Annotated in this window: 26 protein-coding genes and 1 riboswitch; of the genes, 17 read left to right on the top strand and 9 right to left on the bottom strand. The window is 58.5% G+C overall.

All coding sequences use genetic code 11. The annotated features are described in order from the left end of the window. Positions 1 to 61: 61 nt before the first annotated feature. Entirely contained in the window at positions 62 to 1,345 is a 1,284-nt protein-coding gene (locus ACOTXD_RS06175) for a putative acyl-CoA thioester hydrolase (protein WP_003858537.1), read from the bottom strand. Positions 1,346 to 1,568: 223 nt separating this feature from the next. On the opposite strand from ACOTXD_RS06175, the gene hutI reads away from it, so the two are divergent. From hutI to hutH, 5 genes are all read left to right on the top strand, one after another. After that, complete coding sequence (gene hutI / locus ACOTXD_RS06170) at positions 1,569 to 2,792, top strand: imidazolonepropionase (RefSeq protein ID WP_045346786.1); 1,224 nt, start codon at positions 1,569 to 1,571, stop codon at positions 2,790 to 2,792. Further along, entirely contained in the window at positions 2,789 to 3,727 is a 939-nt protein-coding gene (gene hutG, locus ACOTXD_RS06165) for a formimidoylglutamase (protein WP_421766388.1), read from the top strand. Before hutI ends, hutG begins: the two co-directional genes overlap by 4 nt. Positions 3,728 to 3,746: 19 nt before the next feature. Beyond that, positions 3,747 to 4,481 carry a histidine utilization repressor gene (locus ACOTXD_RS06160; RefSeq protein ID WP_003858534.1) on the top strand — a complete coding sequence of 245 codons (735 nt, stop codon included), beginning with the start codon at positions 3,747 to 3,749 and terminating at the stop codon, positions 4,479 to 4,481. Positions 4,482 to 4,608: 127 nt separating this feature from the next. Further along, a complete protein-coding gene (gene hutU / locus ACOTXD_RS06155) occupies positions 4,609 to 6,297 on the top strand; it encodes a urocanate hydratase (protein WP_126501145.1) in 1,689 nt (562 codons plus the stop codon). After that, on the top strand, positions 6,294 to 7,814 hold the full coding sequence (gene hutH, locus ACOTXD_RS06150) for a histidine ammonia-lyase (RefSeq protein ID WP_045897319.1): 1,521 nt from the start codon (positions 6,294 to 6,296) through the stop codon (positions 7,812 to 7,814). Before hutU ends, hutH begins: the two co-directional genes overlap by 4 nt. A 68-nt stretch (positions 7,815 to 7,882) precedes the next feature. On the opposite strand, the gene ACOTXD_RS06145 is transcribed toward hutH, so the two are convergent. Both ACOTXD_RS06145 and bioA read right to left on the bottom strand, forming a co-directional pair. Beyond that, on the bottom strand, positions 7,883 to 8,359 hold the full coding sequence (locus ACOTXD_RS06145) for a kinase inhibitor (RefSeq protein ID WP_003858531.1): 477 nt from the start codon (positions 8,357 to 8,359) through the stop codon (positions 7,883 to 7,885). 47 nt (positions 8,360 to 8,406) lie between these two features. Then, positions 8,407 to 9,696, bottom strand: coding sequence for an adenosylmethionine--8-amino-7-oxononanoate transaminase (bioA, locus tag ACOTXD_RS06140; protein WP_003858530.1), 1,290 nt, complete (start codon positions 9,694 to 9,696; stop codon positions 8,407 to 8,409). 86 nt (positions 9,697 to 9,782) lie between these two features. Here bioA and bioB point away from each other — a divergent pair, with 86 nt between their 5' ends. Genes bioB through bioD form a run of 4 tightly spaced genes read left to right on the top strand, consistent with a single transcriptional unit; the run spans position 9,783 to position 13,410 of the window. Beyond that, the gene (gene bioB, locus ACOTXD_RS06135) at positions 9,783 to 10,823 is read left to right on the top strand and encodes a biotin synthase BioB (protein WP_003858529.1); all 1,041 of its coding nucleotides are present in this window, start codon (positions 9,783 to 9,785) and stop codon (positions 10,821 to 10,823) included. Next, positions 10,820 to 11,977, top strand: coding sequence for an 8-amino-7-oxononanoate synthase (gene bioF, locus ACOTXD_RS06130; protein ID WP_045331611.1), 1,158 nt, complete (start codon positions 10,820 to 10,822; stop codon positions 11,975 to 11,977). The genes bioB and bioF overlap by 4 nt, the downstream gene beginning before the upstream one ends. Further along, positions 11,961 to 12,716, top strand: a complete 756-nt coding sequence (gene bioC, locus ACOTXD_RS06125; protein WP_045331609.1) for a malonyl-ACP O-methyltransferase BioC — start codon at positions 11,961 to 11,963, stop codon at positions 12,714 to 12,716. The genes bioF and bioC overlap by 17 nt, the downstream gene beginning before the upstream one ends. Beyond that, a complete protein-coding gene (gene bioD / locus ACOTXD_RS06120) occupies positions 12,709 to 13,410 on the top strand; it encodes a dethiobiotin synthase (protein ID WP_003858523.1) in 702 nt (233 codons plus the stop codon). The genes bioC and bioD overlap by 8 nt, the downstream gene beginning before the upstream one ends. Here the strand turns inward: bioD and ACOTXD_RS06115 are convergent. Further along, the gene (locus tag ACOTXD_RS06115; RefSeq protein WP_003858522.1) at positions 13,373 to 14,095 is read right to left on the bottom strand and encodes an ABC transporter ATP-binding protein; all 723 of its coding nucleotides are present in this window, start codon (positions 14,093 to 14,095) and stop codon (positions 13,373 to 13,375) included. The genes bioD and ACOTXD_RS06115 overlap by 38 nt on opposite strands. A gap of 749 nt (positions 14,096 to 14,844) precedes the next feature. Between ACOTXD_RS06115 and uvrB the strand changes: the two genes are divergently transcribed. Further along, entirely contained in the window at positions 14,845 to 16,860 is a 2,016-nt protein-coding gene (gene uvrB / locus ACOTXD_RS06110) for an excinuclease ABC subunit UvrB (RefSeq protein ID WP_003858519.1), read from the top strand. Between the two features lie 79 nt (positions 16,861 to 16,939). Here uvrB and yvcK read toward each other — a convergent pair whose 3' ends face one another. Then, positions 16,940 to 17,848: a uridine diphosphate-N-acetylglucosamine-binding protein YvcK gene (gene yvcK, locus ACOTXD_RS06105; protein WP_023299636.1), complete on the bottom strand. Its 909-nt coding sequence runs from the start codon at positions 17,846 to 17,848 to the stop codon at positions 16,940 to 16,942. Positions 17,849 to 18,074: 226 nt separating this feature from the next. Beyond that, positions 18,075 to 18,208, top strand: a riboswitch (molybdenum cofactor riboswitch). On the opposite strand from yvcK, the gene moaA reads away from it, so the two are divergent. The 6 genes from moaA (at position 18,196) to ACOTXD_RS06075 (ending at position 21,669) form a co-directional block, all read left to right on the top strand. Then, complete coding sequence (gene moaA / locus ACOTXD_RS06100) at positions 18,196 to 19,185, top strand: GTP 3',8-cyclase MoaA (RefSeq protein ID WP_003858516.1); 990 nt, start codon at positions 18,196 to 18,198, stop codon at positions 19,183 to 19,185. (Overlaps the previous riboswitch by 13 nt.) 24 nt (positions 19,186 to 19,209) lie before the next feature. Continuing rightward, entirely contained in the window at positions 19,210 to 19,722 is a 513-nt protein-coding gene (moaB, locus tag ACOTXD_RS06095) for a molybdenum cofactor biosynthesis protein B (RefSeq protein ID WP_003858514.1), read from the top strand. Between the two features lie 3 nt (positions 19,723 to 19,725). Beyond that, on the top strand, positions 19,726 to 20,211 hold the full coding sequence (gene moaC, locus ACOTXD_RS06090) for a cyclic pyranopterin monophosphate synthase MoaC (RefSeq protein WP_003858511.1): 486 nt from the start codon (positions 19,726 to 19,728) through the stop codon (positions 20,209 to 20,211). Then, complete coding sequence (gene moaD, locus ACOTXD_RS06085; protein ID WP_003858510.1) at positions 20,204 to 20,449, top strand: molybdopterin synthase sulfur carrier subunit; 246 nt, start codon at positions 20,204 to 20,206, stop codon at positions 20,447 to 20,449. The genes moaC and moaD overlap by 8 nt, the downstream gene beginning before the upstream one ends. Position 20,450: 1 nt before the next feature. Beyond that, the gene (gene moaE / locus ACOTXD_RS06080) at positions 20,451 to 20,903 is read left to right on the top strand and encodes a molybdopterin synthase catalytic subunit MoaE (RefSeq protein ID WP_003858509.1); all 453 of its coding nucleotides are present in this window, start codon (positions 20,451 to 20,453) and stop codon (positions 20,901 to 20,903) included. Positions 20,904 to 20,961: 58 nt separating this feature from the next. Beyond that, positions 20,962 to 21,669, top strand: a complete 708-nt coding sequence (locus tag ACOTXD_RS06075; RefSeq protein ID WP_003858508.1) for a Bax inhibitor-1/YccA family protein — start codon at positions 20,962 to 20,964, stop codon at positions 21,667 to 21,669. A 94-nt stretch (positions 21,670 to 21,763) separates the two neighbouring features. Here ACOTXD_RS06075 and ACOTXD_RS06070 read toward each other — a convergent pair whose 3' ends face one another. Genes ACOTXD_RS06070 through ACOTXD_RS06060 form a run of 3 tightly spaced genes read right to left on the bottom strand, consistent with a single transcriptional unit; the run spans position 21,764 to position 24,722 of the window. After that, positions 21,764 to 22,726, bottom strand: a complete 963-nt coding sequence (locus ACOTXD_RS06070) for a lysylphosphatidylglycerol synthase domain-containing protein (protein ID WP_003858505.1) — start codon at positions 22,724 to 22,726, stop codon at positions 21,764 to 21,766. Next, the gene (clsB, locus tag ACOTXD_RS06065; RefSeq protein WP_003858503.1) at positions 22,726 to 23,964 is read right to left on the bottom strand and encodes a cardiolipin synthase ClsB; all 1,239 of its coding nucleotides are present in this window, start codon (positions 23,962 to 23,964) and stop codon (positions 22,726 to 22,728) included. Before clsB ends, ACOTXD_RS06070 begins: the two co-directional genes overlap by 1 nt. Further along, positions 23,961 to 24,722 carry an endonuclease/exonuclease/phosphatase family protein gene (locus tag ACOTXD_RS06060; protein ID WP_023315668.1) on the bottom strand — a complete coding sequence of 254 codons (762 nt, stop codon included), beginning with the start codon at positions 24,720 to 24,722 and terminating at the stop codon, positions 23,961 to 23,963. The genes clsB and ACOTXD_RS06060 overlap by 4 nt, the downstream gene beginning before the upstream one ends. A 133-nt stretch (positions 24,723 to 24,855) precedes the next feature. On the opposite strand from ACOTXD_RS06060, the gene ACOTXD_RS06055 reads away from it, so the two are divergent. Beyond that, positions 24,856 to 25,266 carry a YbhQ family protein gene (locus ACOTXD_RS06055; protein ID WP_003858499.1) on the top strand — a complete coding sequence of 137 codons (411 nt, stop codon included), beginning with the start codon at positions 24,856 to 24,858 and terminating at the stop codon, positions 25,264 to 25,266. Here the strand turns inward: ACOTXD_RS06055 and ACOTXD_RS06050 are convergent. Next, entirely contained in the window at positions 25,228 to 26,334 is a 1,107-nt protein-coding gene (locus ACOTXD_RS06050; protein ID WP_022647506.1) for an ABC transporter permease, read from the bottom strand. The genes ACOTXD_RS06055 and ACOTXD_RS06050 overlap by 39 nt on opposite strands. Positions 26,335 to 26,342: the final 8 nt, after the last annotated feature.

Raw genomic sequence — 26,342 nt, 5'->3', positions numbered from 1 at the left:
TGCGCGGTTAATGCATGTGGCAGGCCGGGTAAGGCGCAGCCGCCACCCGGCAGCAGGCATTTTACTGCTTCGGCTCAGCAACCACTTTGCTACCCAGACCGCGGTTGTTGTATTCCCACATGCGGTTGAAGTTAGCGTCGTTCAGGTTACGCTGCACGTTGTCTTTATCATCCACCGTGCCGGTGTTGCCGGAGAAAGGACGTTTCGAGATCGCCGCATCCGCCCACGGTTTCGCCATGTTAAAGCCTTCGTTAATCACGCTGTCGCGGATCACGACCTGGCCGTTAGTGGCGGAGTCCACGTCCAGAGAGCGACCAAGCTGCGCCACGCCATCGCCAGCAGCAGTAAAGCGGCTATTCACGGCCAGGAAGCCATAGAACAGGTTAGACTGCGTGGCCGGTGCAAAGACGTAACCTTCCTGCTGCGTACGTGAATTCACCACGCGGAAGTCGGTGTTATCAAATACCACCGCGCCGCGGCCAGAGACCATATCCACGTCGCCTTCAATGTAGCTGTTGGTGACCAGAGTACGCGTCAGACGGTTGTTCTGAAGGGTATTCTGCACGCCGCTGTTGGTCACGAAGAAGGTGTTCTGGCGGCCCAGGATATTGACGTTGTTAATCTGTACCTTGTCGCCATCGCTACGCAGCGCCACGGCCTGATGATTACCTGCGTCAACGCTGTCGCCCAGGGTGTTCTGAATGGTCAGGTTTTGCAATTGCAGGCCATTGTTTTGTGACCAGAATACCGCCGAACACATCACGCCAATGGTGGCGGCACGCTTGCGCTGGCAGTTATCAAACATATACCACGCCGGTTTACCTGGCATGTATTTACCGGCCGGGTTCACCAGATGGCGCCAGGTGGTGCTGTCGATCTCTGAATCAATCGCCAGGCCAATTTTTACGTCGACCGCTTTTTCGCCCAGGCCGTAAAGCGTAATGCTTCCCGGTGCTGCCGGAACATAAACGGTTCCTTCGTATTCACCCGGCAGGATGGCAATGTACTGACGAGATGCGCTGTGTTTGGTGATTGCGGCATCAACGGCTGCCTGAATAGAGGTGTGTGTAACGCCCTGCGCCCCGGCTGGGCCGACAACGAAGTCTGGCTGTTTCGGCAGGTTAATAGAAGAAGGCGTCCACGGGGCTGCATTGGGATCCATCGCCGAGAAATAGTGCGCACGGGTGAAGTTCTTCGCTTCAGCCGCTGACAGGATCGGACGGGAAGCGGTGCCCGGAGCAACCTGCTCAGAAGGTTGCTGATCCGGTGGTGTTGAACTGCAAGCGGATAAAGTCACGCCAAAGGCGAGTGCCAACGCCAGACGGGAAATCCTGGAAATATTCAAGGTAATGCTCCTGGGTATGCAAGTCTTATCTGGATAGACGAAATAGCCTGCTTTTTTATACTAAGTTGAGCGAAACGGGAAGATAAAAACCGGAAAAGTTGCATTTTTGCCCGCAGGCGACGGGAAAGTCATCACAAATAAATAACATTTTCCCCCAATGCGGTTGACAGCAGGCGGCAGATGAAAATAAATGTCTATACAACCCATGACAAGTGGAAGGCACATGCAGCAGCTTAATCCCGATGATGTTATATGGCGAAATGCGCGACTGGCAACCCTGGCGACAGGCGAGGCGGAACCCTACGGCCTGAGAGAACAACATGCCCTCGTTGTGCGCGGCCAGACGATTCTGGCCATTATTCCTGAATCCGAGATCCCCTCCGGGCATCGTCAGTGTGTCGATCTCGACGGGCGTCTGGTTACTCCCGGCCTGATCGATTGCCACACCCATCTGGTGTTCGGCGGCGATCGTGCAGCGGAATGGGAGCAACGGCTTAACGGCGTGTCATATCAGACCATTAGCGCGCAGGGCGGCGGAATTAACGCCACGGTCACGGCCACCCGCAACAGTTCGCCGGAAACGCTCCTGACGGTGGCGCAGCAGCGACTCCAGCGGCTGATGAATGAAGGCGTAACGACCGTTGAAATCAAATCAGGATACGGTCTGAATGCCGAAGCCGAAGAGAAAATGCTGCTGGTTGCCCGCCAGCTCAGCCTGAATAATCTGGTCGATATCAGCCCGACGCTGCTGGCCGCGCACGCCGTTCCTGCCGAGTACCGACAGGATCCGGATGCCTATCTGGCACTGGTCTGTGAGCAGATCATGCCCACGCTGTGGCAAAAAGAGTTATTTGAAGCGGTGGACGTGTTTTGTGAAAACGTCGGCTTTACCCCGGCGCAAACCGAGCGCCTGTTCAGGGCCGCCGCCGCGCTCGGGATCCCGGTAAAAGGGCATGTAGAACAACTGTCGAATCTTGGCGGCGCGGCGCTGGTCAGCCAGTATAAAGGGCTGTCGGCCGATCATATTGAGTATCTCGATGATGCAGGTATTCAGGCGATGGCGCAAAGCGGCACGGTGGCGGTATTGCTCCCCGGCGCGTTCTATTTTCTTCAGGAGCGCCAGCGTCCACCGGTGGCGCAGCTCAGAGAGCAGGGTGTGCCGATGGCGGTGGCTACCGACTACAACCCGGGCACCAGTCCGTTTGCCAGCCTGCATCTGGCAATGAACATGGCCTGCGTCCAGTTTGGCTTCACGCCGGAAGAGGCCTGGGCTGGCGTGACGCGGCATGCGGCGCAGGCGCTAGGACGTGCTGCGACGCACGGGCAGTTAAAGCCCGGTTATGTGGCTGATTTCGTCGTCTGGGAGGCGAATCATCCGGTTGAGATGGTTTACGAGCCGGGGCGGAATCCTTTGTATCAACGCGTGTTTCGGGGGCAGGTAGCATGAAACTGTGGCATCCCGTCTCCCCGCAGGTCTGGCAGGGGCGTGACGACAGCGCCGAGTCCAGCACCGCGAAACGTCTCTTCCAGACCATACAGCAGCGCGAACACTTTTCTCCCGTGCCGTCAGGCATTGCCCTGCTGGGCTTTGAATGTGATGAAGGGGTTAAGCGTAACCAGGGCAGGCCCGGTGCTGCACAAGCGCCCGATGTGTTGCGCGGCGCGCTGGCGAATATGGCGAGCCATCAGGGGCATGCGCGCCTCGTGGATATGGGTTCTGTTTATGTTGAAGGCCACGCGCTGGAGGCGGCACAGCAGGCGCTGAGCGAGGCCATAACCGCGTGCCAGCAATCCGGGATGCGTACTCTGGTTTTCGGCGGTGGACATGAAACCGCCTGGGCGCACGGGCGCGGCGTGCTGGACGCCTTTCCGAACGATCGCATTGCGGTGATCAACCTGGATGCGCACCTCGATTTACGCAAGGCTGAACGGGCAACGTCCGGCACGCCGTTCCGCCAGCTGGCGCACTACTGCGCGTCTCAGTCTCGGGTGTTTCACTACGCCTGCCTGGGGGTAAGCCGTGCGGCGAATACTCAGGCGCTGTGGGAGGAAGCTGAGCGGTTGAACGTGACGCTGGTTGAAGATCTCGATTTTCGCCGGGATGCGCTATCCGCGCTGGATAGCGTGCTTACGCAGGCAGACCGGGTTTATCTCACCGTTGACCTCGATGTGCTGACTGCCGCAGAAATGCCCGCCGTGTCCGCCCCTGCGGCGTTGGGGATCCCGGCGCTGGATCTGTTCCCGGTGATTGAGCGTATCTGCCGAAGCGGTAAACTACAGGCGGCGGATCTGGTGGAATTTAATCCGCACTACGATCGGGACGGTCAGGGGGCGAAGCTTGCCGCCCGACTGGCCTGGCAAATTGCTCACTGGTGGGCATAACAACATTCAAGGAGTCATGATGTTTTCACGCTCGCCCCTGCCGCAGCCGAGTCCTCCCGCGCCTTTTTACGAAAAGGTGAAGCAGGCGATCAGCGAAAAAATCGCCGCCGGCGTCTGGCGCCCGCACGACCGCATTCCGTCCGAGGCCGAGCTGGTGGCGCAGTTTGGCTTTAGCCGAATGACCATCAACCGCGCACTGCGTGAACTGACCGATGAAGGGTTGCTGGTGCGCCTGCAAGGGGTCGGGACATTTGTGGCGGAGCCAAAAGGACAGTCGGCGCTGTTTGAAATCCGCAGCATTGCCGATGAAATTGCCGCCCGCAACCATCAGCACCACTGCGAGGTGCTGGTGCTTGAAGAGACGCAGGCCAGCGCCGAACAGGCCATCGAGCTGAACGTTACCGAGGGCACCCGGATTTTCCATTCGGTGATGGTGCACTATGAGAACGACATTCCGGTCCAGATTGAAGATCGCTGCGTCAACGCGGAGCGGATACCGGACTATCTGAATCAGGATTACACCCAAACCACACCGCATGCGTATCTCTCGCTCGTCGCCCCGCTGACGGAAGGGGAGCATATCGTGGAAGCCGTGCGCGCCACGCCGCAGGAATGCGAGCTGTTGCGTATTAAAGAGCACGATCCCTGCCTGCTGATCCGCCGTCGTACCTGGTCGTCCTCGCAAATTGTGTCGCATGCGAAGCTGCTGTTCCCGGGAAATCGCTACCGGTTGCAGGGCCACTTTATGTCATAAGTTTTATAAGCGTGATCGCTAACGCAATATAGCAAAATTGTATCTTTTTTGTTAAATCCGACCTTGTGTGTGCTTGTCTATACAAGTATATCTAAATGCATCATCTGTCCCTTATGAGGAACACACAATGTCGTCAGATAAATACCGCAAGCAGGATGTCCGCGCCGCGCGCGGCACCACGCTCACCGCAAAAAGCTGGCTCACCGAAGCACCGCTGCGCATGTTGATGAACAACCTTGATCCTGAGGTAGCAGAAAATCCCCACGAGCTGGTGGTCTACGGCGGCATTGGCCGCGCCGCGCGCAACTGGGCGTGCTATGACGCGATTGTCGAGTCTTTGACGAATCTCGAAAACGACGAAACGCTGCTGGTGCAATCCGGCAAACCGGTGGGCGTATTCAAAACCCATAAAAATGCGCCCCGCGTGCTGATTGCCAACTCCAACCTGGTGCCGCACTGGGCGACGTGGGAACACTTCAACGAGCTGGACGCAAAAGGGCTGGCCATGTACGGCCAGATGACCGCGGGTAGCTGGATCTACATCGGCAGCCAGGGGATTGTGCAGGGCACGTATGAAACCTTCGTGGAAGCGGGCCGTCAGCACTATAACGGATCACTGAAAGGCCGCTGGGTGCTCACCGCTGGACTGGGCGGCATGGGCGGCGCGCAGCCGCTGGCCGCGACGCTGGCGGGCGCGTGCTCCCTGAACATTGAGTGCCAGCAGAGCCGCATCGATTTCCGTCTGCGTACCCGCTATGTCGATGAACAGGCCGACAACCTCGATGACGCGCTGGCGCGCATCAAAAAGTACACCGCTGAAGGCAAAGCCGTGTCGGTTGCCTTGTGCGGCAACGCGGCGGATATTCTGCCGGAACTGGTGGCGCGCGGCGTGCGTCCGGATCTGGTCACCGACCAGACCAGCGCTCACGATCCGCTCCACGGCTATCTGCCAAAAGGCTGGACGTGGGAAGACTACCAGCAAAAAGCGGAAACCGATCCTGAGGGCACGGTACTGGCGGCCAAACGCGCTATGGCGGAACATGTCTCCGCGATGCTGGCCTTCAGTAAGATGGGTATTCCGACCTTTGATTACGGGAATAACATCCGCCAGATGGCGAAAGAGATGGGTGTGAATAACGCCTTTGACTTCCCCGGCTTCGTGCCCGCCTATATTCGTCCGCTGTTCTGCCGCGGCATCGGGCCGTTCCGCTGGGTTGCCCTGTCCGGCGACCCGGAGGATATCTACAAAACCGACGCCAGAGTGAAAGAAATTGTCGCCGACGACGAACACCTGCATCGCTGGCTGGATATGGCGCGCGAGCGCATTAATTTCCAGGGCTTACCGGCGCGTATCTGCTGGGTAGGGCTGGAGTGGCGGCAAAAACTCGGCCTCGCCTTTAACGAAATGGTGCGCAGCGGCGAAGTCTCCGCGCCGATCGTCATTGGCCGCGACCACCTGGACTCCGGCTCCGTCGCCAGTCCGAACCGTGAAACCGAAGCCATGCGCGACGGCTCGGATGCGGTCTCCGACTGGCCGCTGCTGAATGCTCTGCTGAACACCGCCAGCGGCGCGACCTGGGTGTCGCTGCACCACGGCGGCGGCGTCGGGATGGGCTTCTCCCAGCATTCCGGGATGGTCATCGTCTGTGACGGAACTGATGACGCGGCCGCGCGTATCGCTCGCGTGCTACACAACGACCCGGCAACCGGCGTGATGCGTCACGCGGATGCGGGTTACGAGATTGCCATTGATTGTGCCAAAGAGCAGGGGCTGAACCTGCCGATGATCCCCGCCACACAAGGAAAGCCTGCATGAACGCGTTAACACTTACTCCCGGCTCGCTGACGCTCCAACAGCTGCGTCACGTCTGGCGTCAGCCGGTGACACTCTCCCTTGATGAAAGCGCCCACCGTGCCATTAACGACAGCGTGGCCTGCGTGGAGGCGATTGTGGCGGAGGGGCGCACCGCCTATGGCATCAACACCGGGTTTGGCCTGCTGGCGCAGACCCGCATCGCCACGCACGATCTGGAGAATTTACAGCGTTCGCTGGTGCTGTCGCACGCGGCGGGGGTTGGCCAGCCGCTGGACGATGAGATCGTCCGCCTGATGATGGTGTTGAAAATCAACAGTCTGGCACGTGGGTTTTCCGGCATTCGTCTGAACGTGATCCAGGCGCTGATGGCGCTGGTCAATGCGGAAGTTTATCCGTGGATCCCGGCGAAGGGCTCCGTCGGCGCCTCCGGCGATCTGGCGCCGCTGGCGCATATGTCACTGCTCCTGCTGGGTGAAGGCCAGGCGCGCTGGCAGGGCGAGTGGCTGTCTGCGAAAGAGGCGCTGAAAAAAGCCGGTTTAACGCCGATTACCCTCGCGGCAAAAGAGGGGCTGGCGCTGCTCAACGGCACGCAGGCCTCGACCGCTTTCGCGCTGCGCGGTCTGTTTGAAGCGGAAGATCTGTTCGCCTCGGCGGTGGTGTGCGGTGCACTGACCACTGAGGCGGTGCTCGGCTCGCGTCGTCCGTTCGATGCCCGCATCCACGAGGTGCGCGGCCAGCGCGGTCAGATTGATGCCGCTGCCATGTACCGCCACGTACTTACTGATACCAGCGACATTGCCGATTCGCATCACAACTGCGAGAAGGTGCAGGATCCGTATTCCCTGCGCTGCCAGCCGCAGGTGATGGGCGCATGCCTGACGCAGCTGCGCCAGGCGGCAGAAGTGCTGCTGGTGGAAGCCAATGCGGTGTCCGATAACCCGCTGGTGTTTGCCCAGGAAAACGAGGTGGTTTCTGGCGGCAACTTCCACGCCGAGCCGGTGGCGATGGCGGCAGATAATATCGCGCTGGCGATTGCCGAAATCGGGGCGCTGTCTGAGCGTCGAATCGCGCTGATGATGGATAAGCACATGTCCCAGCTGCCACCATTCCTGGTGCGTAACGGCGGAGTCAACTCGGGCTTTATGATCGCTCAGGTGACGGCCGCAGCGCTGGCAAGCGAGAACAAGGCGCTGTCGCACCCGCACAGCGTGGACAGCCTGCCAACCTCAGCCAACCAGGAAGATCACGTGTCGATGGCCCCGGCTGCCGGGCGTCGTCTGTGGGAGATGGCCTCTAACACCCGCGGCGTGCTGGCGGTGGAGTGGCTGGCGGCGTGTCAGGGTATTGATTTGCGCGAAGGGCTAACATCCAGCCCGCTGCTGGAGCAGGCGCGTCATACGCTGCGCGAGCACGTTACGCACTACGATGACGACCGCTTCTTTGCGCCGGATATTGATAAGGCGATGCAGCTTCTGGAAGAAGGGCGGCTGGTGGGGTTATTGCCTTCCGTGCTGTGATTTTTACCCTCACCCTAACCCTCTCCCTGTGGGAGAGAGGGCCGGGGTGAGGGCATCAGCCCGCACGATTACGAATACATCGCCGTAATCGACGCGCTACCCAGCGAATGGAAATGCACGTTAAAGCCTACCATCGCGCCGCTCGCCCCTTCGTCGACCTCAATCTTGTCCACATCCAGCGCGTGCACGGTGAAGATATAGCGGTGCGTTTCCCCTTTTGGCGGCGCCGCGCCGCCGTAGCCCGCTTTGCCAAAGTCAGTGCGCGTCTGAATCGCACCGTCAGGCAGAGCAACCAGATCGGAACCGGAGCCCTGCGGTAATACGCGCGTGTCGGCGGGCAGGTTTGCCACGATCCAGTGCCACCAGCCCGACCCGGTTGGCGCATCCGGATCGTAGCAGGTCACAACAAAACTTTTGGTTCCCGCTGGTACATCGTCCCACGCCAGATGGGGAGAGATATTATCCCCCTGATAACCCATCCCGTTAAACACGTGACGTTCCGGCAGCTTTTCGCCGTCGCGCAAATCTTTACTGATGATTTTCATCCGATTTCCCTCGTTACTCACTTATTCAGAAAGTGTAACGCATGGGGTTAAATCGCGAAATGCGCTGAAGTGTTAACGGCTTCAACCACTGCCCCGGTCAGCTTGCGGAGCTGATCCGCAGAAATGCTGTACGGCGGCATGAGGTAAATCAGCTTACCGAAAGGTCGCACCCACACGCCCTGGGCAACGAAGAAGCGCTGCAACGCGGCCATGTTCACCGGATGCGTTGTCTCGATTACCCCGATGGCGCCCAGTACGCGGACGTCCGCGACGTATTCCGCTTCCGCCGCCGCGCTTAACTGCTGCTTCAGCTGCGCCTCAATCGCCGCCACCTGCGTCTGCCACGCGCCGCTCTCCAGAATGGCGAGGCTTTCGCTTGCCACGGCGCAGGCCAGCGGGTTGCCCATAAACGTCGGGCCGTGCATAAAGCAGCCCGCGTCGCCGTCGCTGATGGTGTCGGCAACCTGGCGCGTGGTAAGCGTGGCGGAGAGCGTCATGGTGCCGCCGGTGAGCGCTTTCCCCAGGCACAGAATATCCGGCGCGATCCCCGCATGCTCGCAGGCAAACAGCTTCCCGGTACGGCCAAAGCCGGTGGCGATCTCATCGGCAATCAGCAAAATTCCTTCGCGGTCGCACATCTTCCGAATGCGCTTCAGCCACTCGGGGTGATAGATCCGCATTCCGCCCGCGCCCTGCACAATCGGTTCGAGAATAACGGCGGCAATCTCGTGGCGATGGGCCGCCATCAGCCGCGCGAAGCCCACCATGTCCATCTCGTCCCATTCGCCGTCGAAGCGGCTCTGCGGGGCTGGCGCAAACAGGTTTTCCGGCAGGTAGCCTTTCCACAGGCTGTGCATGGAGTTGTCCGGATCGCACACCGACATCGCCCCGAAGGTGTCGCCGTGATAGCCGTTGCGGAAGGTGAGGAACCGCTGGCGCGTTTCGCCCTTCGCATGCCAGTACTGCAACGCCATTTTCATCGCTACTTCCACGGCCACCGAGCCGGAGTCGGCCAGGAAAACACACTCCAGCGATTCAGGCGTCATCGCTACCAGGCGACGGCATAAATCCACCGCGGGCTGGTGCGTGATCCCGCCAAACATCACGTGTGACATCTGGTCAATCTGCGCTTTCATCGCCGCGTTCAGACGCGGGTGGTTGTAGCCATGGATCGCCGCCCACCAGGAGGACATCCCGTCAACAAGCCGCTCGCCGCTGGCGAGATGCAGCTCGCAGCCGTGGGCAGAGGCTACCGGATAGACGGGAAGGGGGCGGGTCGTGGAGGTGTAAGGGTGCCAGATATGCTGCTTGTCGAAGGCGAGATCGTCCTGGGTCATAATCGACTTGTAAACCATTTTGAAAAGTTTTAGGTTTACAAGTATAAACCGAACCGACAATTAACAAAACCCTTTGGAGAAGCCCGATGGCTCACCACGCACGCTGGACGATGTCGCAAGTCACTGAATTATTCAATAAACCTTTCCTGGAGCTGATGTTTGAGGCGCAACAGGTGCACCGCCAGCACTTTGATCCGCGTCATGTTCAGGTCAGCACGCTGCTGTCGATCAAAACCGGGGCTTGCCCGGAAGACTGCAAATATTGCCCGCAAAGCGCGCGCTATAAAACCGGTCTCGAATCCGAGCGCCTGATGGAAGTCGAGCAAGTGCTCGACTCCGCGCGCAAGGCCAAAAACGCTGGCTCGACCCGCTTCTGCATGGGCGCGGCGTGGAAAAATCCGCATGACCGCGACATGCCCTATCTGGAGCAGATGGTGAAGGGGGTGAAGGAGATGGGGCTTGAAGCCTGCATGACCCTGGGTACGCTGAACGAAGAGCAGGCGCAGCGTCTCTCGGCGGCGGGGCTGGATTACTACAACCACAACCTTGATACCTCGCCGGAGTTCTACGGCAACATCATCACCACGCGTACCTATCAGGAGCGTCTGGACACGCTGGATAAAGTGCGTGATGCGGGGATCAAGGTCTGTTCCGGCGGGATCGTGGGACTGGGCGAGACGGTAAAAGATCGTGCCGGCCTGCTGTTACAGCTGGCAAACCTGCCGACCCCGCCGGAAAGCGTGCCCATCAACATGCTGGTGAAGGTAAAAGGCACGCCGCTGGCGGATAACGAGGACGTGGATGCCTTCGATTTCATCCGCACCATCGCGGTGGCGCGCATCATGATGCCGACCTCTTACGTTCGCCTCTCTGCCGGTCGTGAGCAGATGAGCGAGCAGACCCAGGCGATGTGCTTCATGGCCGGGGCCAACTCCATCTTCTACGGCTGCAAACTGCTGACCACGCCAAACCCGGAAGAGGACAAAGATGTCCAGCTGTTCCGCAAGCTGGGGCTGAACCCACACCAGACCGGGGTACAGGTGGGGGATAACGAGCAACAGCAGCAGCTGGAGCAGCAGATTTTTAACGCCGACACCGACCAGTTCTACAACGCGGCAGCCGTATGACCTGGCAGGCACGTATCAGGACCGCGCTCGACGAGCGGCGGGCGGCGGATGCGTTTCGGGTGCGCAGGGTAGTGGAAAACGGTGCAGGCCGTTTTCTCACCCGGGAAGGAGAGCGGTTCTGTAATTTCTCCAGCAACGATTATCTGGGACTGAGCCAGCACCCGCAGATCGTTCGCGCCTGGCAGCAGGGCGCGGATCGTTACGGCGTGGGCAGCGGCGGCTCCGGGCACGTCAGCGGCTACACCACGGCGCATCAGGCGCTGGAGGAAGAGCTGGCCGACTGGCTGGGCTACCCGCGGGCGCTGCTGTTTATCTCCGGTTTTGCCGCGAATCAGGCGGTGATTGCCGCCCTGATGGGCAAAGATGACCGCATCGTCGCGGACCGCCTGAGCCACGCGTCTCTGCTTGAAGCGGCCAGTCTCAGCCCGGCGCAGCTGCGGCGTTTTGCCCATAACAATGCCTCTCAGCTGAACGTTCTGCTGGGTAAACCCTGTTCTGGGCTTCAGCTGGCGGTGACGGAAGGGGTATTCAGCATGGACGGCGACAGCGCGCCCCTTGCCACCTTGCATGACGTCGCAAAACAGCAGAACGCCTGGCTGCTGGTCGACGATGCCCACGGCATTGGCGTCACCGGCGAGGAGGGGCGCGGAAGCGCGCACCAGCAACGCGTCAGGCCGGAACTGCTGGTGGTCACCTTCGGCAAAGGCTTCGGCGTCAGCGGCGCCGCGGTGTTGTGCAGCGAGCCGGTGGCCGATTACCTGGTGCAGTTCGCCCGTCACCTGATCTACAGCACCAGCATGCCCCCGGCGCAGGCCGTGGCGCTCTCTGCGTCGCTTGCGGTGATCCGCGGCGAAGACGGCGCTGAACGCCGGGCGCGCCTGGCCGACCATATTCAGCGTTTTCGCCGGGGGATAAGCGAGCTGTCTTACCGGCTTACCGACTCGCACAGCGCCATTCAGCCCGTAATTGTGGGTGAAAACCATCGGGCGCTGATGGTGGCACAGGCGCTACGAGAACGCGGGCAGTGGGTCACGGCGATCCGCCCACCCACCGTGCCACCAGGCACCGCGCGCTTGCGTCTGACGCTCACGGCAGAGCATGAGCCGCAGGATATCGATACGCTTCTGGAGGCACTGTATGTCTCTCGTCAATAAACAGGCCGTTGCCGCCGCGTTTGGCCGGGCAGCGCAAAGCTATTCACAGCACGATGAGCTGCAACGCCTGAGCGCCCGCGGGCTGCTGGCCGCGCTCGGTGACGGGCGTTTTGCGCAGGTGCTCGACGCAGGCTGCGGGCCAGGCGGCAATAGCCGTTACTGGCGCGCAACAGGTAGCCACGTCACGGCGCTGGATTTATCCGCGCAGATGCTGGATGAAGCCCGCCAGCAGCTGTCAGCAGACCGTTATCTGGTGGCCGATATCGAGGCCATCCCGCTGGAGGATGCGCTGTTTGACCTCGTCTGGAGCCATCTGGCGGTGCAGTGGTGCGCCAGCCTGCCGCAGGCCCTACGCGAGTTATACCGCGTGGCGCGGCCCGGCGGAGCGGTGGCCTTTACCACCCTGCTGGAAAGTTCGTTGCCGGAGCTGAATCAGGCGTGGAGGGCAGTGGATGCACAGCCTCATGCCAACCGGTTTCTCTCGCACGAACAGGTCACTCAGGCGCTGGCAGGCTGGCGCTATCGCAGCGTGGTCCAGACCGTCACCCTCGAATTTAGCGATGCGTTAAGCGCCATGCGATCGCTTAAGGGCATAGGCGCGACGCACCTGCACGCCGGACGGGAGAAGAAACCCCTTACCCGCGGACAACTCCAGCGTCTCGAGCTGGCCTGGCCGCAGGAGCGGGGCCGGTTCCCGCTCTCTTATCATCTTTTTCATGGGATTATTGAACGTGACTGAACGTTATTTTGTTACCGGCACGGACACTGAAGTCGGTAAAACGGTTGCCAGCGCCGCGCTGTTGCAGGCGGCGCGTCTGCTGGGGAAAACAACTGCCGGGTATAAGCCCGTAGCCTCCGGCAGCGAGATGACGCCGGAAGGCTTACGCAATACCGATGCGCTGGCGCTACAGCGTAATAGCAGCCTTGCGCTGGCCTATTCTGCGGTGAACCCCTATACCTTTGCTGAACCCACCTCGCCGCACATCGTCAGCGCCGATGAAGATCGTCCGATTGATTTTTCGGTGCTCTCTTCCGGGTTACGCGACCTGGAAACGCAGGCCGACTGGGTGCTGGTGGAGGGGGCTGGCGGCTGGTTTACCCCGCTGTCCGACGAGCAGACATTTGCTGACTGGGTGCAGGCCGAGCAGCTTCCTGTCATTCTGGTGGTCGGCGTGAAGCTTGGCTGTATCAATCACGCCATGCTGACCGCTCAGGCCGTGCAGCAGGCCGGGTTGCGTCTGGCAGGGTGGATTGCCAATGACGTGGTTGCGCCGGGTAAACGTCATGCTGAGTATCTGGCGACGCTGAAGCGGGGGCTGCCTGCGCCGTTTCTCGGCGAGATCCCGTGGCTTGCCGACGGCGCAGAGCAGGCGGAAACCGGACGCTATCTTGACCTTAGCGCCTTATGTCCCGCGCCATCCAGTGCGCAATAAGGTCGTCATCCAGCTCGTTAACGTGGCCCTGTGCCACGTTACGCCCGCGATAGAGCATGCAGAAACGATCCGCTACCCGGCGGATAAACGACAGCTGTTGCTCAGCTAACAGCACCGTCATTCCCAGCTCCCGATTCAGCCGCACCAGCAGCTGCCCCAGCCTGCGCGCGAAACCGTGCCCTGCGCCATGCATGGGCTCATCCAGAATCAACACGCGCGGGCGATTAACCAGCGCACTGGCGAGGGCCAGCTGATACTGGTCGTCAGGGGACAGCGAAGAGGCACGGCTCTGTCGCAGCGGATAGAGCTCCGGAAACAGGGCATACACGTCACTTTTTGATGTCGGGTCAGGTTTCCCTGTCGCCCGCATAGCGATATGCAGATTTTCATCGACGGTCAGCTGGGAAAATATCCGCCGATCCTGCGGGACGTAGCCTATCGTCGGCGGCGCCGTGAATGCTGACGCAGGGCTGAGCAAATTACGCGGCGGCGCGCCAGCCTCATGCCAGATGATGGTGCCGCTCTCAACGGGCACCTTTCCGGTAATGCAGTTCATGAGCGTGGATTTACCCATGCCAGGCAGGCCAACAATGCCCGTACAGATGCCTTGCGGGAAATCGATATTCACGTTCCATAGCGTATGTTGGCTTCCGTAAAACTGATTTACAGCACGCAGACTCAACATCTTTCTCTCCTTAAAAATGTGTGGGGGTGATGCACAGAGTGATGTCTGCAAAACGCCTGCCAGGAACTTCATAATGATTAAAAAAAGGCCATTTTTAGGAATAACTCACTATCAAAAGCAGTACGTTTATACGAAATGCACATTCCCGGTGCCGCGTATGTCGAATCGTGGTGCAGGAGAAATGACAGAATTGTGATTAAGATCTCGCCAGTTGCTTATGAAAAAATGAACGTTTTCCAGGCAAAAAAGAGTGATAAAAATTTTTTACTGCCGCTTCGTGGGAAAAACCGGGAATTTGCTGAAGTGCATGCTGTACGGGCTGGAGGCAGTTATCCACTATTCCTGTGGATAACCTTGTGCATTAGAGTTAGAAAACACGCGATAAGCGAGAGAATACGCGGGTTACGACCAAATTGATGGGAAACGCGGCTTAATAAATTAGTCTTTATTTTTTAACGAATTAGATAAAAGCAATTCCCTCAACGCCAGCGACACCTGTTGCCATAAAACTTTCATAACCGCCCTTGACAAATGTTAAAAAAGTAATAGTTCTGGGGATAACCCCCTGAGGCTGGTGTTTTATTTTGTCACAGTCGAAATTTGGCTCGCGAACGCACTAATCCTCTCTGCGCTACGCTAAATATCCTGACACGCTACTGGTTTTTCATCCAGTGTTTTTTACTGGCAATCCTGGCCACAACGAGTAAAATTACTCACCTGCCGCTTATTCTGTCATCAGGTCGTCGCCCATGAGTAAACCGTTTAAACTGAATTCTGCTTTCCGTCCTTCCGGGGATCAGCCCGAGGCTATTCGTCGCCTGGAAGAGGGGCTGGAGGACGGGCTGGCGCACCAGACTCTGCTGGGGGTTACCGGTTCGGGCAAAACCTTCACCATTGCCAACGTCATTGCCGATCTCCAGCGTCCGACGATGGTCCTCGCGCCGAACAAAACGCTGGCGGCGCAGCTGTATGGTGAGATGAAAGAGTTCTTCCCGGAAAACGCGGTGGAGTATTTCGTCTCCTACTACGACTACTACCAGCCGGAAGCCTACGTTCCCAGCTCCGACACGTTTATCGAGAAAGATGCCTCGGTGAACGAACATATCGAGCAGATGCGTTTGTCGGCGACCAAGGCGCTGCTGGAGCGTCGTGATGTGGTGGTGGTGGCCTCGGTGTCGGCGATCTACGGCCTGGGCGATCCGGATCTTTATCTCAAGATGATGCTGCACCTGACGCAGGGGATGATCATCGATCAGCGGGCGATTTTGCGCCGTCTGGCGGAGTTGCAGTACACCCGTAACGATCAGGCGTTCCAGCGCGGGACCTTCCGCGTGCGCGGCGAGGTGATTGATATCTTCCCGGCGGAATCGGACGACATGGCGCTGCGCGTGGAGCTGTTCGACGAAGAGGTTGAACGCCTGTCGCTGTTCGATCCGTTGACCGGTCACGTCGAGTCGGTGATCCAGCGCTTCACCATCTACCCGAAAACGCACTACGTGACGCCACGCGAGCGTATCGTGCAGGCGATGGAAGAGATCAAAATTGAGCTGGCGGACCGCCGCAAGGTGCTGCTGGCGAACAATAAGCTGCTGGAAGAGCAACGCCTGAGCCAGCGTACCCAGTTCGATCTGGAGATGATGAACGAGCTGGGCTACTGCTCCGGCATCGAAAACTACTCGCGCTACCTCTCCGGGCGCGGGCCGGGCGAAGCGCCGCCGACGCTGTTTGACTACCTTCCGGCGGACGGCCTGCTGGTGATCGACGAATCCCACGTTACGATCCCCCAGATAGGCGGGATGTACCGCGGTGACCGCGCGCGTAAAGAGACGCTGGTGGAGTACGGGTTCCGACTGCCGTCAGCGCTGGACAACCGTCCGATGAAGTTTGAAGAATTTGAGGCGCTTGCTCCGCAGACCATCTACGTATCGGCGACGCCGGGCAACTACGAGCTGGAAAAATCCGGTGATGACGTGGTGGACCAGGTGGTGCGTCCGACCGGGCTGCTGGATCCGATTATCGAGGTGCGTCCGGTGGCGACGCAGGTGGACGATCTGCTCTCGGAAATACGTGCCCGTTCCGCCATCAACGAGCGCGTGCTGGTTACCACGCTCACCAAACGTATGGCGGAAGATTTGACGGAGTATCTGGAAGAACACGGTGAGAAGGTGCGGTATCTGCACTCGGATATCGATACCGTGGAGCGTATGGAGATCATCCGCGATCTGCGTCTGGGCGAGTTCGACGTGCTGGTAGGGATTAACCTTCTGCGAGAAGGGCTGGATATGCCTGAGGTGTCGCTGGTGGCGATTCTGGACGCGGACAAAGAGGGCTTCCTGCGTTCCGAGCGCTCGCTGATCCAGACCATTGGCCGCGCCGCGCGTAACGTCAACGGGAAGGCGATCCTGTACGGGGATAAAATCACCCCGTCGATGGCCAAAGCGATTGGCGAAACGGAACGTCGTCGCGAGAAGCAGCAGCGCTATAACGAAGAGCACGGCATCACGCCGCAGGGGTTGAACAAGAAGGTGGTGGATATCCTGGCGCTGGGTCAGAACATTGCGAAGACTAAAGCGAAAGGCCGCGGCAAGGCCCGTTCAGTGGTGGAAGAGGATACCGTCGCGCTGACGCCGAAAGCGTTGCAGCAGAAGATCCACGAGCTGGAAGGGCAGATGATGCAGCATGCGCAGAACCTGGAGTTCGAAGAGGCTGCGCAAATCCGCGATCAGCTGCATCAGCTGCGGGATCTGTTTATTGCGGCATCGTGAATTTTTTGCCCGGTGGCGTTTTCTCCCTCTCCCTGTGGGAGAGGGCCGGGGTGAGGGCATCAGGCCGCACAAAACGAACCTAACCTAATGCCTGAATCGCCTTCTCCAGCGCCTCGCGTAGAAGATGGCGGTCGTGGCGATATTTAATATCGCTGGCTTCCAGCGGCTCCTGTACCACCACGCGATCGCCAATCCCTGATACATCCACTTTCGGTCCGACCACGACACCATCGATAATTTTCTTACCAACGTACTGTTCCATCAGGTCCAGCTTATCCGCCAGCGACAGGCTTGCCGCCGCCGGGCTGAGTTCGCGGCCTAAATTACCGATATAGACCATGGGCGCAGGCGTTCTGCGCAGCGCCTGCGCCAGCTCTTTCACCAGCAGGATCGGCATCAGGCTGGTGTAAAAACTTCCCGGCCCAATCAGGATCAGATCGGCCTCGCCAATCGCTTCTACCGCTTCACGCGTTGCGGGTACGCTGGGGTAGGTCATCAGCTCTTTTGGCGGCAGAAGAAGCTGGTCGATATTCACTTCACCATACACTTCGTGATCGTCAGCATCGATCGCCATCAAATCTACCGGCTGTTCGGACATTGGGATCAGGAACGCATCCACTTTTAGCAGGTTACGAATTAAATTGATCGCTTCCAGAGGGCGCACGCTCAGGTGATCCAGCGCCTTTAACATCAGATTTCCAAGGTTATGGCCTGAAAGTTCGCCATTCCCGCCAAAACGGTACTCAAACATCGCCGAGGCCACGCTTGGCTCAGTGATGAGCTGGTTGAGGCAGTTGCGCATGTCGCCCCAGGCTATCCCGCCTTCAGCACGTCGGATCCGCCCGGTTGAGCCGCCGTTGTCCGTTGTTGTCACGATGCCCGTCAGGCGCGAGCCCAGTGACGATAACGACGACATAACCCGTCCCAGCCCGTGACCTCCGCCAAGAGCGACCACGCGGTCCAGATCCGCAAAAGTGCGATTGCGCATACCTATTCCTTATCCTGTTAAGCTTGCGTCACAGTAACGCAACTACTCCTAAAAGACGATGCCTCTCACAATCCATAATGACGTATATCAATGCGAAAGCGCTGTTTTTGCGTATTCTGTAGTGAAAATGCACGATAACATCGTTATGTATAAATTTATATAGCGAAAAGCGACAATGGCGAAGTGGCGATTTCCACGCTACTATCGCCATAACCACGTTTTCAAAACTGAAAACATACACTCTAGCCCTGGCGCCTGTGTCGAGAGATATGGCGCCCTGGCCGTGGCGGATTTGCCACCAGGGTACAGAAAGAAATGACTGTGCCTCCCGATCTGGAAAGGTGTACATGGCTTCACAACTTACTGATGCTTTCGCGCGTAAGTTTTACTACTTGCGTCTGTCGATTACCGATGTGTGCAACTTCCGTTGCACCTACTGCCTGCCCGATGGCTACAAGCCGGGCAGCGTCACCAATAATGGCTTTCTCTCCGTGGATGAAGTACGCCGCGTTACGCGTGCGTTCTCGGAACTCGGCACGGAAAAAGTGCGTCTTACCGGGGGAGAGCCCTCCCTGCGTCGTGATTTCCCTGACATTATTGCCGCCGTGCGTGAAAACGAACGTATCCGCCAGATCGCGGTGACCACCAACGGTTACCGCATGGCGCGTGACGTGGCGTACTGGCGCGATGCGGGGCTGACGGCGATCAACGTCAGCGTGGACAGCCTTGATGCCCGGCAGTTTCACGCCATTACCGGTCAGGACAAGTTCCGCCAGGTGATGGACGGCATCGATGCGGCGTTTACCGCCGGGTTCGAAAAAGTCAAAGTCAACACGGTGCTGATGCGCGACGTAAACCACCATCAGTTGGACACCTTCCTGGCGTGGATTAAATCCCGTCCCATTCAACTGCGTTTTATCGAGCTGATGGAAACGGGCGAGGGCAGCGAGCTGTTCCGCCGTCACCATATTTCCGGCATGGTGTTGCGCGATGAACTGCTGAAACGCGGCTGGATCCACCAGATCCGCCAGCGCAGCGATGGCCCGGCGCAGGTTTTTTGTCATCCGGATTATGAAGGCGAAATCGGCCTGATCATGCCCTATGAAAAAGACTTCTGTGCCAGCTGCAACCGCCTGCGTGTCTCCTCCGTTGGCAAGCTCCATCTTTGCCTGTTCGGGGATGGCGGCGTCGATCTGCGCGATTTGCTGGAAGATGACGCTCAACAGGACGCGCTTGAAGCACGCATTTCCGAGGCGCTGACGCACAAAAAGCAGACCCATTTCCTGCATCAGGGCAACACCGGCATTACTCAGAACCTGTCCTATATCGGCGGGTAATCAGGCTTTAGAAGGAACCAGAAGATGAGTCAAGTAAGCGCGGAATTTATCCCGACACGCATTGCTATTCTTACCGTTTCCGAACGTCGTGGTGAAGAGGATGATACCTCCGGCCACTGGCTGCGCGAGGCGGCACACGAAGCCGGACACCAGATTGTTGATAAAGCGATCGTCAAAGAAAACCGTTACGCCATTCGCGCTCAGGTCTCACAGTGGATTGCGAACGATGACGTCCAGGTGGTGCTGATCACTGGCGGCACCGGCTTTACCGCAGGCGACCAGGCGCCGGAAGCGCTGCTCCCGCTGTTCGATCGCGAAGTGGAAGGCTTCGGCGAAGTGTTCCGCATGCTCTCGTTTGAAGAGATTGGTACCTCTACGCTTCAGTCCCGTGCTGTCGCGGGGGTGGCGAACAAGACGCTGATCTTCGCCATGCCGGGGTCGACCAAAGCCTGCCGCACCGCGTGGGAAAACATTATTGCCCCGCAGCTGGATGCTCGTACCCGTCCGTGTAATTTCCATCCCCATTTAAAGAAATAAGCTATGTCACAACTGACCCACATAAACGCCGCTGGCGAAGCGCATATGGTGGATGTCTCCGCCAAAGCCGAAACGGTGCGCGAGGCGCGTGCTGAAGCGTTCATCACCATGCTGCCGGAGACGCTGGCGATGATTATCGACGGCAGCCATCACAAGGGTGATGTGTTTGCCACCGCCCGTATCGCTGGTATTCAGGCCGCTAAACGTACCTGGGACCTCATCCCGCTCTGCCACCCGCTGATGCTCAGCAAAGTGGAGGTAAATTTGCAGGCGCAGCCGGCGCATAATCGCGTGCGTATCGAGTCCTTGTGCCGCTTAACCGGGAAAACCGGCGTGGAGATGGAGGCGTTGACGGCGGCCTCCGTGGCGGCGCTGACCATCTACGACATGTGTAAAGCGGTGCAGAAAGATATGGTGATTGGCCCGGTGCGTCTGTTGGCAAAAAGCGGCGGCAAATCCGGCGATTTTAAGGTAGAAAGCCATGATTAAGGTGCTTTTTTTTGCCCAGGTCCGTGAGCTGGTCAATACCGACAGCCTGACGCTGGACGGCTCTTTCGAAAACGTCGCCGCCCTGCGCGCGCATCTGGCGGCGCAAGGCGACCGTTGGGCGCTGGCGCTGGATGAAGGCAAACTGCTGGCCGCCGTGAATCAGACGCTGGTGGAGTTGACCCACCCGCTGGCCGATGGGGACGAAGTGGCCTTCTTCCCGCCGGTCACAGGGGGTTAAGATGACGGAAACCCGAATTCTGGTCGGCCCTGAGCGCTTTAGCGTCGGTACCGAATACAGCTGGCTGGCAGAGCGCGATGAAGACGGCGCGGTCGTGACGTTTACCGGAAAAGTGCGTAACCACAACCTCGGCGACAGCGTAAAAGCGCTGACGCTGGAGCACTATCCGGGGATGACCGAAAAATCACTGGCGGCCATTGTCGAAGAGGCGCGAGGCCGCTGGCCGCTGGGACGCGTTACGGTTATCCATCGCATCGGCGAAATGTGGCCCGGCGAAGAGATTGTGTTTGTCGGCGTCACCAGCGCCCATCGCGGGAGTGCGTTTGCGGCGGGGGAGTTCATCATGGATTATCTTAAAACCAAAGCGCCGTTCTGGAAACGTGAAGCGACGCCGGAAGGTGAGCGCTGGGTGGAATCACGCGACAGCGATAAGCATGCCGCCAGCCGTTGGTAACAGGTTTACGTGGATGTGTTAGTCTTAACGTGTGTGTTTACTTAATCAGGAGTGAATCATGGACCGATTTCCGCGTTCCGATTCGATAGTTCAGCAGACCCGTAGCGGGCTGCAAACCTACATGGCTCAGGTATATGGCTGGATGACGGTTGGCCTGCTGCTTACCGCGTTTATCGCGTGGTATGCGGCAAACACGCCTGAACTGATGATGTTTATCTTCTCCAGCAAAATCACCTTCTTTGGGCTGATTATTGCGCAACTGGCGCTGGTATTTGTGCTCTCCGGGCTGGTGCACAAGCTCAGCTCGGGTATGGCGACCACGCTGTTTATGCTCTATTCGGCGCTGACCGGGCTGACGCTTTCCAGTATTTTCATCGTTTACACCTACTCCTCCATCGCCAGCACCTTTGTGGTGACCGGCGGGATGTTCGGTGTGATGAGCCTGTACGGTTACACCACCAAACGTGACCTGAGCGGCTTCGGCAACATGCTGTTTATGGGGCTGATTGGGATTGTGCTGGCGTCGCTGGTGAACCTGTGGCTGAAAAGTGACGCGCTGATGTGGGCGGTGACCTATATCGGGGTGGTGATCTTCGTGGGCTTAACCGCCTACGACACCCAGAAGCTGAAAAACATCGGTGAACAAATTGATGTTCGTGACAGTTCAAACCTGCGCAAATACTCGATTCTGGGCGCGTTGACGCTTTATCTGGACTTCATCAACCTGTTCCTGATGCTGCTGCGTATCTTCGGCAACCGTCGTTAGTGAGGGTGGCGCTGTCTGATGCCCTCACCCTGACCCTCTCCCACAGGGAGAGGGAACAACCCCTAAAAACGGCAACGAAGTTGCCGTTTTGCTTTTATTTTGCCATCGCCTTCTCGTTCTTCGCGCGCAGCTTCTTCGCCCGACTCTCCAGCACCAGATAACAGACCGTTGCCAGCGCCAGCGGCAGGAAGTAGTAGATCATGCGGTACGCGAGCAGGGCGGCGATAATCGTCCCGTGAGACACATGCTCCCCCGCAAGCAGCGCGATAAACACCGCTTCCAGTACGCCAATACCCGCCGGAATATGCACAATCACCCCGGCAATACTGCTTACCAGCAACACGCCCAGCACGAAGAAGTAATTCACATCTTCGCCAATTAACAGCCAGATAATAGCCCCCATCGCCATCCAGTTGGCGCTGGAAACCACCATTTGCAGGACGGCAAACTTCCATGACGGCAGCACCAGCTTCTGGCCTTTAATGGTCATGTGACGACGTTTGGCAAAGGCGCAGGCCCACAGGTAGGCCGCGATGATCAGCAGCAGTACGATGCCCAGAATGCGCAGAGTGGCCTCATCGATGTACCAGTGCGCAGGCAGCTGCACCACGCCGATGGTGAAAATCACCCCGCCCAGCAGAATATACCCCAGCCAGTTGGTGGTGATGCTTAAGGAGAAAATACGCGTAATGGTGCCGCCCGGTAAGCCAAGGCGGGAGTACAGGCGATAGCGCATACCAATCCCGCCCACCCAGGTGCTCAGCGTCAGGTTAAAGGCGTAGCAGATGAATGACACCAGCATAACCTGCCGTTTGGCAAGCTTATGCCCGCAGTAGGCGCGTCCCAGCAGGTCATAGCAGCCGTACATCAGGTAGCTCACAATCACCAGCCCAACGGCACCCAGCAGGACTGTCCGGTTGTAGTTGCGAATAACTTTCCACACCTCTTCCCAGTCCACCTTCTGGGCATACACCACCAGCAGGACCGCGACGGCAATAAAGAACAGCCAGGTCAGGATTTTTTTCGCCAGCCGCCAGCGAGGATGAGATTTCGACATCAGGTTTTCCCTCCATCTTCCGCCTCTACGCGGTCCTGGGTTTCCATTTCGGGTTGCACAGGCGGATCCACCAGCGCCAGTTTCGGCGTATGCGCGGGCAGCCAGCCCACCATGGCCGGGAAGTGGCGCAGGAAGTGGAACACCACCACGCCGATGCCCACGTTCCACCAGCTCCGTTTCGGCACCATGGACTCATCCACACGCACGCAGTCTTTATTAATAAGACCCTGAAGGTTATCGCGCAGGGTGTGATTAAACTGGCGATCGTGGATGATGAGGTTCGCTTCCAGATTCAGCGATAAGCTCAGCGGATCAAGGTTGCTGGAGCCGACGGTCGCCCAGTGGTCATCCATCACGGCGACTTTGCCGTGCAGCGGGCGGCGGCGATATTCATAGATCTGCACGCCGCTTTTGACCAGATAGCGATAGAGCAGACGCGCGCCCACCTTCACAATCGGCATATCGGGCTCACCCTGCACGATAAGCTTCACGCTCACGCCGCGTCGGGCCGCGTTGCGCATGGCATGCAAAATCCGGTAACCGGGGAAGAAATAGGCGTTGGCGATAATCACCTCGCGCTTCGCGTTCGCCAGCATCTTCAGGTAATGACGCTCGATATCGTCCCGATGCTCCTCGTTATCACGCCAGACGAACAGGGCCTGCGCCTCGCCGGGCTTGCGGTTCTCCTCCGGGCGGTGACGGCGTCGCCACCAGCGGCGGACGGCCTCCTTGCCGGGTAAGTTTTCCAGCACGAACAGCTGGATGTCCTGCACTACCGGCCCTTCGATACGGATCGCGTAGTCCTGTTTCGCTTCGGGACCGTAATCCGACATATGCTCGGCGGAGTAGTTAATGCCGCCCACGAAGGCCACCGTTTCATCCACCACCACAATTTTGCGGTGCATACGGCGGAACAGGTTGGTGCGCATGCCGAACAGACGCGGGCCGGGATCGTAATAGCGGAACACCACCCCTGCGGCGGTGAGCTCGTTAACAAATTCGTCGCTGAGATCCGGCGAACCATATCCGTCGAGCAGGACCTCGATTTTTATACCGCGACGAGCGGCATGCAGCAGTGCGCTATGCAACTGCCTGCCCACGTCATCTTCAAACCAGATAAACGTTTCCAGAAAGACTTTCTGCTGTGCGTGGCTAATCGCCTCAAAAACCGCCGGATAATAGTTATCGCCATTTTCCAGCAGCGTAATACGGTTACCTTCCTGCCATGTGCATTTCATAAGTGGATCTCCGCGCTGAGTGGGGCATGGTCGGAGAGATGTCGCCAGTTGAGCAAGGCCAGCGCCGTCGGGCTACTGGCGTGGGCATTTTTTACGTAGATGCGGTCAAGGCGCAGCAGGGGGAAGCGCACCGGAAACGTTCGCGCGGGACGACCGCGTGCGCGGGTAAAAATCTCCTCCAGCCCCGCATTCACCTTCAGCGGATGGTTGGCACGCTGTCGCCAGTCGTTGAAATCACCGGCCACCACCACGGGCTCGCCCTCCGGCAGCGCATTTGTCCAGTCTGCCAGCATCTGTAGCTGGGCCTGACGGTGGGCTTCACGCAGGCCAAGATGAACACAGCCTACATGAATGGGAAAATCGAGCTCTGGGGGGGTGATACGACAGTATAACAGCCCGCGTTTTTCACTCTCGCCAACGGAGACGTCCCGGTTCTCATAATGCTCGATAGGAAAACGCGACAGCACCGCGTTACCGTGATGCCCCTCCGGGTAGACCGCATTGCGCCCGTAGGCGTAATCGCTCCACATGGTATCCGCCAGAAACTCGTAGTGGGGCGTGTCGGGCCAGTTTTCGAAATGCATCGGGTGCACTTCATGCGCGCCCATGACCTCCTGGAGGCAGACAATATCGGCGCTGACGGTGCGCACCGCGTCGCGCAGCTCCGGTAAAATGAAGCGGCGGTTAAATGCTGTGAAGCCCTTATGAATGTTTATCGTCAGCACCTTAAGCGAGAAATGCTGCGTTTTTTTGCTCATAAACACCTTCCTGGGTGACTATCCCGATGAAAATAAAGTGTAGTAGGCGTCACAAAAAGATGCGGCGTTACGGAATTTTCCGTAAAGTGCGGTAGTCTGAATTAGCAGAGAAAAATCCTTCAGGAGAGAAGCCATGAAGTGGCAACAACGCGTTCGTGTCGCAACCGGTTTGAGTTGCTGGCAGATAATGTTGCATTTACTGGTCGTGGCCGTACTGGTGATGGGCTGGATGAGCGGCACGCTGGTGCGTGTTGGCTTAGGGTTATGCGTGGTTTACGGCGTGACCGTGCTGTCGATGCTGTTTTTACAGCGTCACCACGACGCGCGCTGGCGTGAAGTGGGAGATGTGCTCGAAGAGCTCACCACCACCTGGTATTTTGGTGCGGCAATGATCGTCCTGTGGCTGTTGTCACGCGTGCTGCAAAACAACCTGCTGCTGGCCCTGGCGGGTCTGGCTATCCTCGCAGGACCCGCGGTGGTGTCGTTGCTCACCAAAGAGAAAAAGCTACGCGATGTTTCGTCTAAACATCGCATAGGCCACTGAGCCCGTAGTGGCCGCGATGACCAGTAGCGGCCACAAACTTCCCCACACAATATCCAGACTCGCATCCTTCAGATAGATTTGCTTGGTGATATCCGTGAAGTGACGAATCGGGTTTATCCACGTCAAATCCTGTAACCACACCGGCATGTTCTCCACTGGCGAAACGTATCCAGAAAGCAAAATCGCCGGCATCATAAAGACAAACACCCCAATAAACGCCTGCTGCTGCGTTGAGCATAGCGCGGAAATCAGCAGCCCAAACCCCACCAGCGACAGGCCGTAAATCACCATCGTGAAGTAAAACAGCGCCAGCGATCCGGCAAACGGGATCTGGTACGCCCATATTCCCACCCCCAGCACGATGGTGGCCTGGAACGTCGCGACAATCAGTGCCGGCACCGCCTTGCCGACAAATATCTGCCAGGTGGCGAGCGGCGAGACCAGCAGCTGATCCAGCGTACCTTGCTCACGTTCGCGTGCCACGGACAGCGAGGTGACAATCATCACGCCAATGGTGGTGATCATGGCGATCAGCGACGGCACCACAAACCACTTGTAGTCCAGATTCGGGTTGTACCAGTTGCGCACCACCAGCTCGCTGTTGTTGGGTTTGGGTTTGCCCGCCATCAGCTCCTGCTGGTAATCCTTCACCACCTGCTGGAGGTAGTTGGCCGCGATCTGGGCGCTGTTGGAGTTACGCCCGTCGAGGATCAGCTGCATCGGCGCGGTCTGGAAGGTATCCAGATTGCGGGAGAAATCCGCCGGGAAGCGCACCAGCAATAATGCTTTCTGCGTGTCGATGGTGGGCTGGATCGCCTGCGGGCTTTGCAGCAGCAGGACATGGGTAAAGGCTTTGGCGCGGGCGAAACGCTGCGTCAGCTCGACGGAATGCTTGCCATTGTCTTCGTTGTAAATGGCGATGGTGGCGTTGGTGACCTCCAGCGTGGCGGCAAACGGAAACAGTACAACCTGAAGCAGCACCGGCAGCACCAGAATGGCGCGGGTCTGCGGCTCGCGCAGCAGGGATTGCAGCTCTTTGCGGATCAGTGTCCATAAACGGTGAAACATGCGCGCTC

Origin of the sequence: Enterobacter cloacae complex sp. CDL013 (assembly GCF_049238805.1) — a bacterium.
Lineage (GTDB): Bacteria > Pseudomonadota > Gammaproteobacteria > Enterobacterales > Enterobacteriaceae > Enterobacter > Enterobacter hormaechei_C.
This window is presented reverse-complemented; position numbering and strand designations above follow the sequence as displayed.

What these genes read in the sequence shown, in the direction of transcription:
- hutI (WP_045346786.1), top strand. Translation starts at nt 1,569, where the DNA reads ATGCAGCAGCTTAATCCCGATGATGTTATATGGCGAAATGCGCGACTG.
- hutG (WP_421766388.1), top strand. Translation starts at nt 2,789, where the DNA reads ATGAAACTGTGGCATCCCGTCTCCCCGCAGGTCTGGCAGGGGCGTGAC.
- ACOTXD_RS06160 (WP_003858534.1), top strand. Translation starts at nt 3,747, where the DNA reads ATGTTTTCACGCTCGCCCCTGCCGCAGCCGAGTCCTCCCGCGCCTTTT.
- hutU (WP_126501145.1), top strand. Translation starts at nt 4,609, where the DNA reads ATGTCGTCAGATAAATACCGCAAGCAGGATGTCCGCGCCGCGCGCGGC.
- hutH (WP_045897319.1), top strand. Translation starts at nt 6,294, where the DNA reads ATGAACGCGTTAACACTTACTCCCGGCTCGCTGACGCTCCAACAGCTG.
- ACOTXD_RS06145 (WP_003858531.1), bottom strand. Translation starts at nt 8,359, where the DNA reads ATGAAAATCATCAGTAAAGATTTGCGCGACGGCGAAAAGCTGCCGGAA.
- bioA (WP_003858530.1), bottom strand. Translation starts at nt 9,696, where the DNA reads ATGACCCAGGACGATCTCGCCTTCGACAAGCAGCATATCTGGCACCCT.
- bioB (WP_003858529.1), top strand. Translation starts at nt 9,783, where the DNA reads ATGGCTCACCACGCACGCTGGACGATGTCGCAAGTCACTGAATTATTC.
- bioF (WP_045331611.1), top strand. Translation starts at nt 10,820, where the DNA reads ATGACCTGGCAGGCACGTATCAGGACCGCGCTCGACGAGCGGCGGGCG.
- bioC (WP_045331609.1), top strand. Translation starts at nt 11,961, where the DNA reads ATGTCTCTCGTCAATAAACAGGCCGTTGCCGCCGCGTTTGGCCGGGCA.
- ACOTXD_RS06115 (WP_003858522.1), bottom strand. Translation starts at nt 14,095, where the DNA reads ATGTTGAGTCTGCGTGCTGTAAATCAGTTTTACGGAAGCCAACATACG.
- uvrB (WP_003858519.1), top strand. Translation starts at nt 14,845, where the DNA reads ATGAGTAAACCGTTTAAACTGAATTCTGCTTTCCGTCCTTCCGGGGAT.
- yvcK (WP_023299636.1), bottom strand. Translation starts at nt 17,848, where the DNA reads ATGCGCAATCGCACTTTTGCGGATCTGGACCGCGTGGTCGCTCTTGGC.
- moaA (WP_003858516.1), top strand. Translation starts at nt 18,196, where the DNA reads ATGGCTTCACAACTTACTGATGCTTTCGCGCGTAAGTTTTACTACTTG.
- moaB (WP_003858514.1), top strand. Translation starts at nt 19,210, where the DNA reads ATGAGTCAAGTAAGCGCGGAATTTATCCCGACACGCATTGCTATTCTT.
- moaC (WP_003858511.1), top strand. Translation starts at nt 19,726, where the DNA reads ATGTCACAACTGACCCACATAAACGCCGCTGGCGAAGCGCATATGGTG.
- moaD (WP_003858510.1), top strand. Translation starts at nt 20,204, where the DNA reads ATGATTAAGGTGCTTTTTTTTGCCCAGGTCCGTGAGCTGGTCAATACC.
- moaE (WP_003858509.1), top strand. Translation starts at nt 20,451, where the DNA reads ATGACGGAAACCCGAATTCTGGTCGGCCCTGAGCGCTTTAGCGTCGGT.
- ACOTXD_RS06075 (WP_003858508.1), top strand. Translation starts at nt 20,962, where the DNA reads ATGGACCGATTTCCGCGTTCCGATTCGATAGTTCAGCAGACCCGTAGC.
- ACOTXD_RS06070 (WP_003858505.1), bottom strand. Translation starts at nt 22,726, where the DNA reads ATGTCGAAATCTCATCCTCGCTGGCGGCTGGCGAAAAAAATCCTGACC.
- clsB (WP_003858503.1), bottom strand. Translation starts at nt 23,964, where the DNA reads ATGAAATGCACATGGCAGGAAGGTAACCGTATTACGCTGCTGGAAAAT.
- ACOTXD_RS06060 (WP_023315668.1), bottom strand. Translation starts at nt 24,722, where the DNA reads ATGAGCAAAAAAACGCAGCATTTCTCGCTTAAGGTGCTGACGATAAAC.
- ACOTXD_RS06055 (WP_003858499.1), top strand. Translation starts at nt 24,856, where the DNA reads ATGAAGTGGCAACAACGCGTTCGTGTCGCAACCGGTTTGAGTTGCTGG.
- ACOTXD_RS06050 (WP_022647506.1), bottom strand. Translation starts at nt 26,334, where the DNA reads ATGTTTCACCGTTTATGGACACTGATCCGCAAAGAGCTGCAATCCCTG.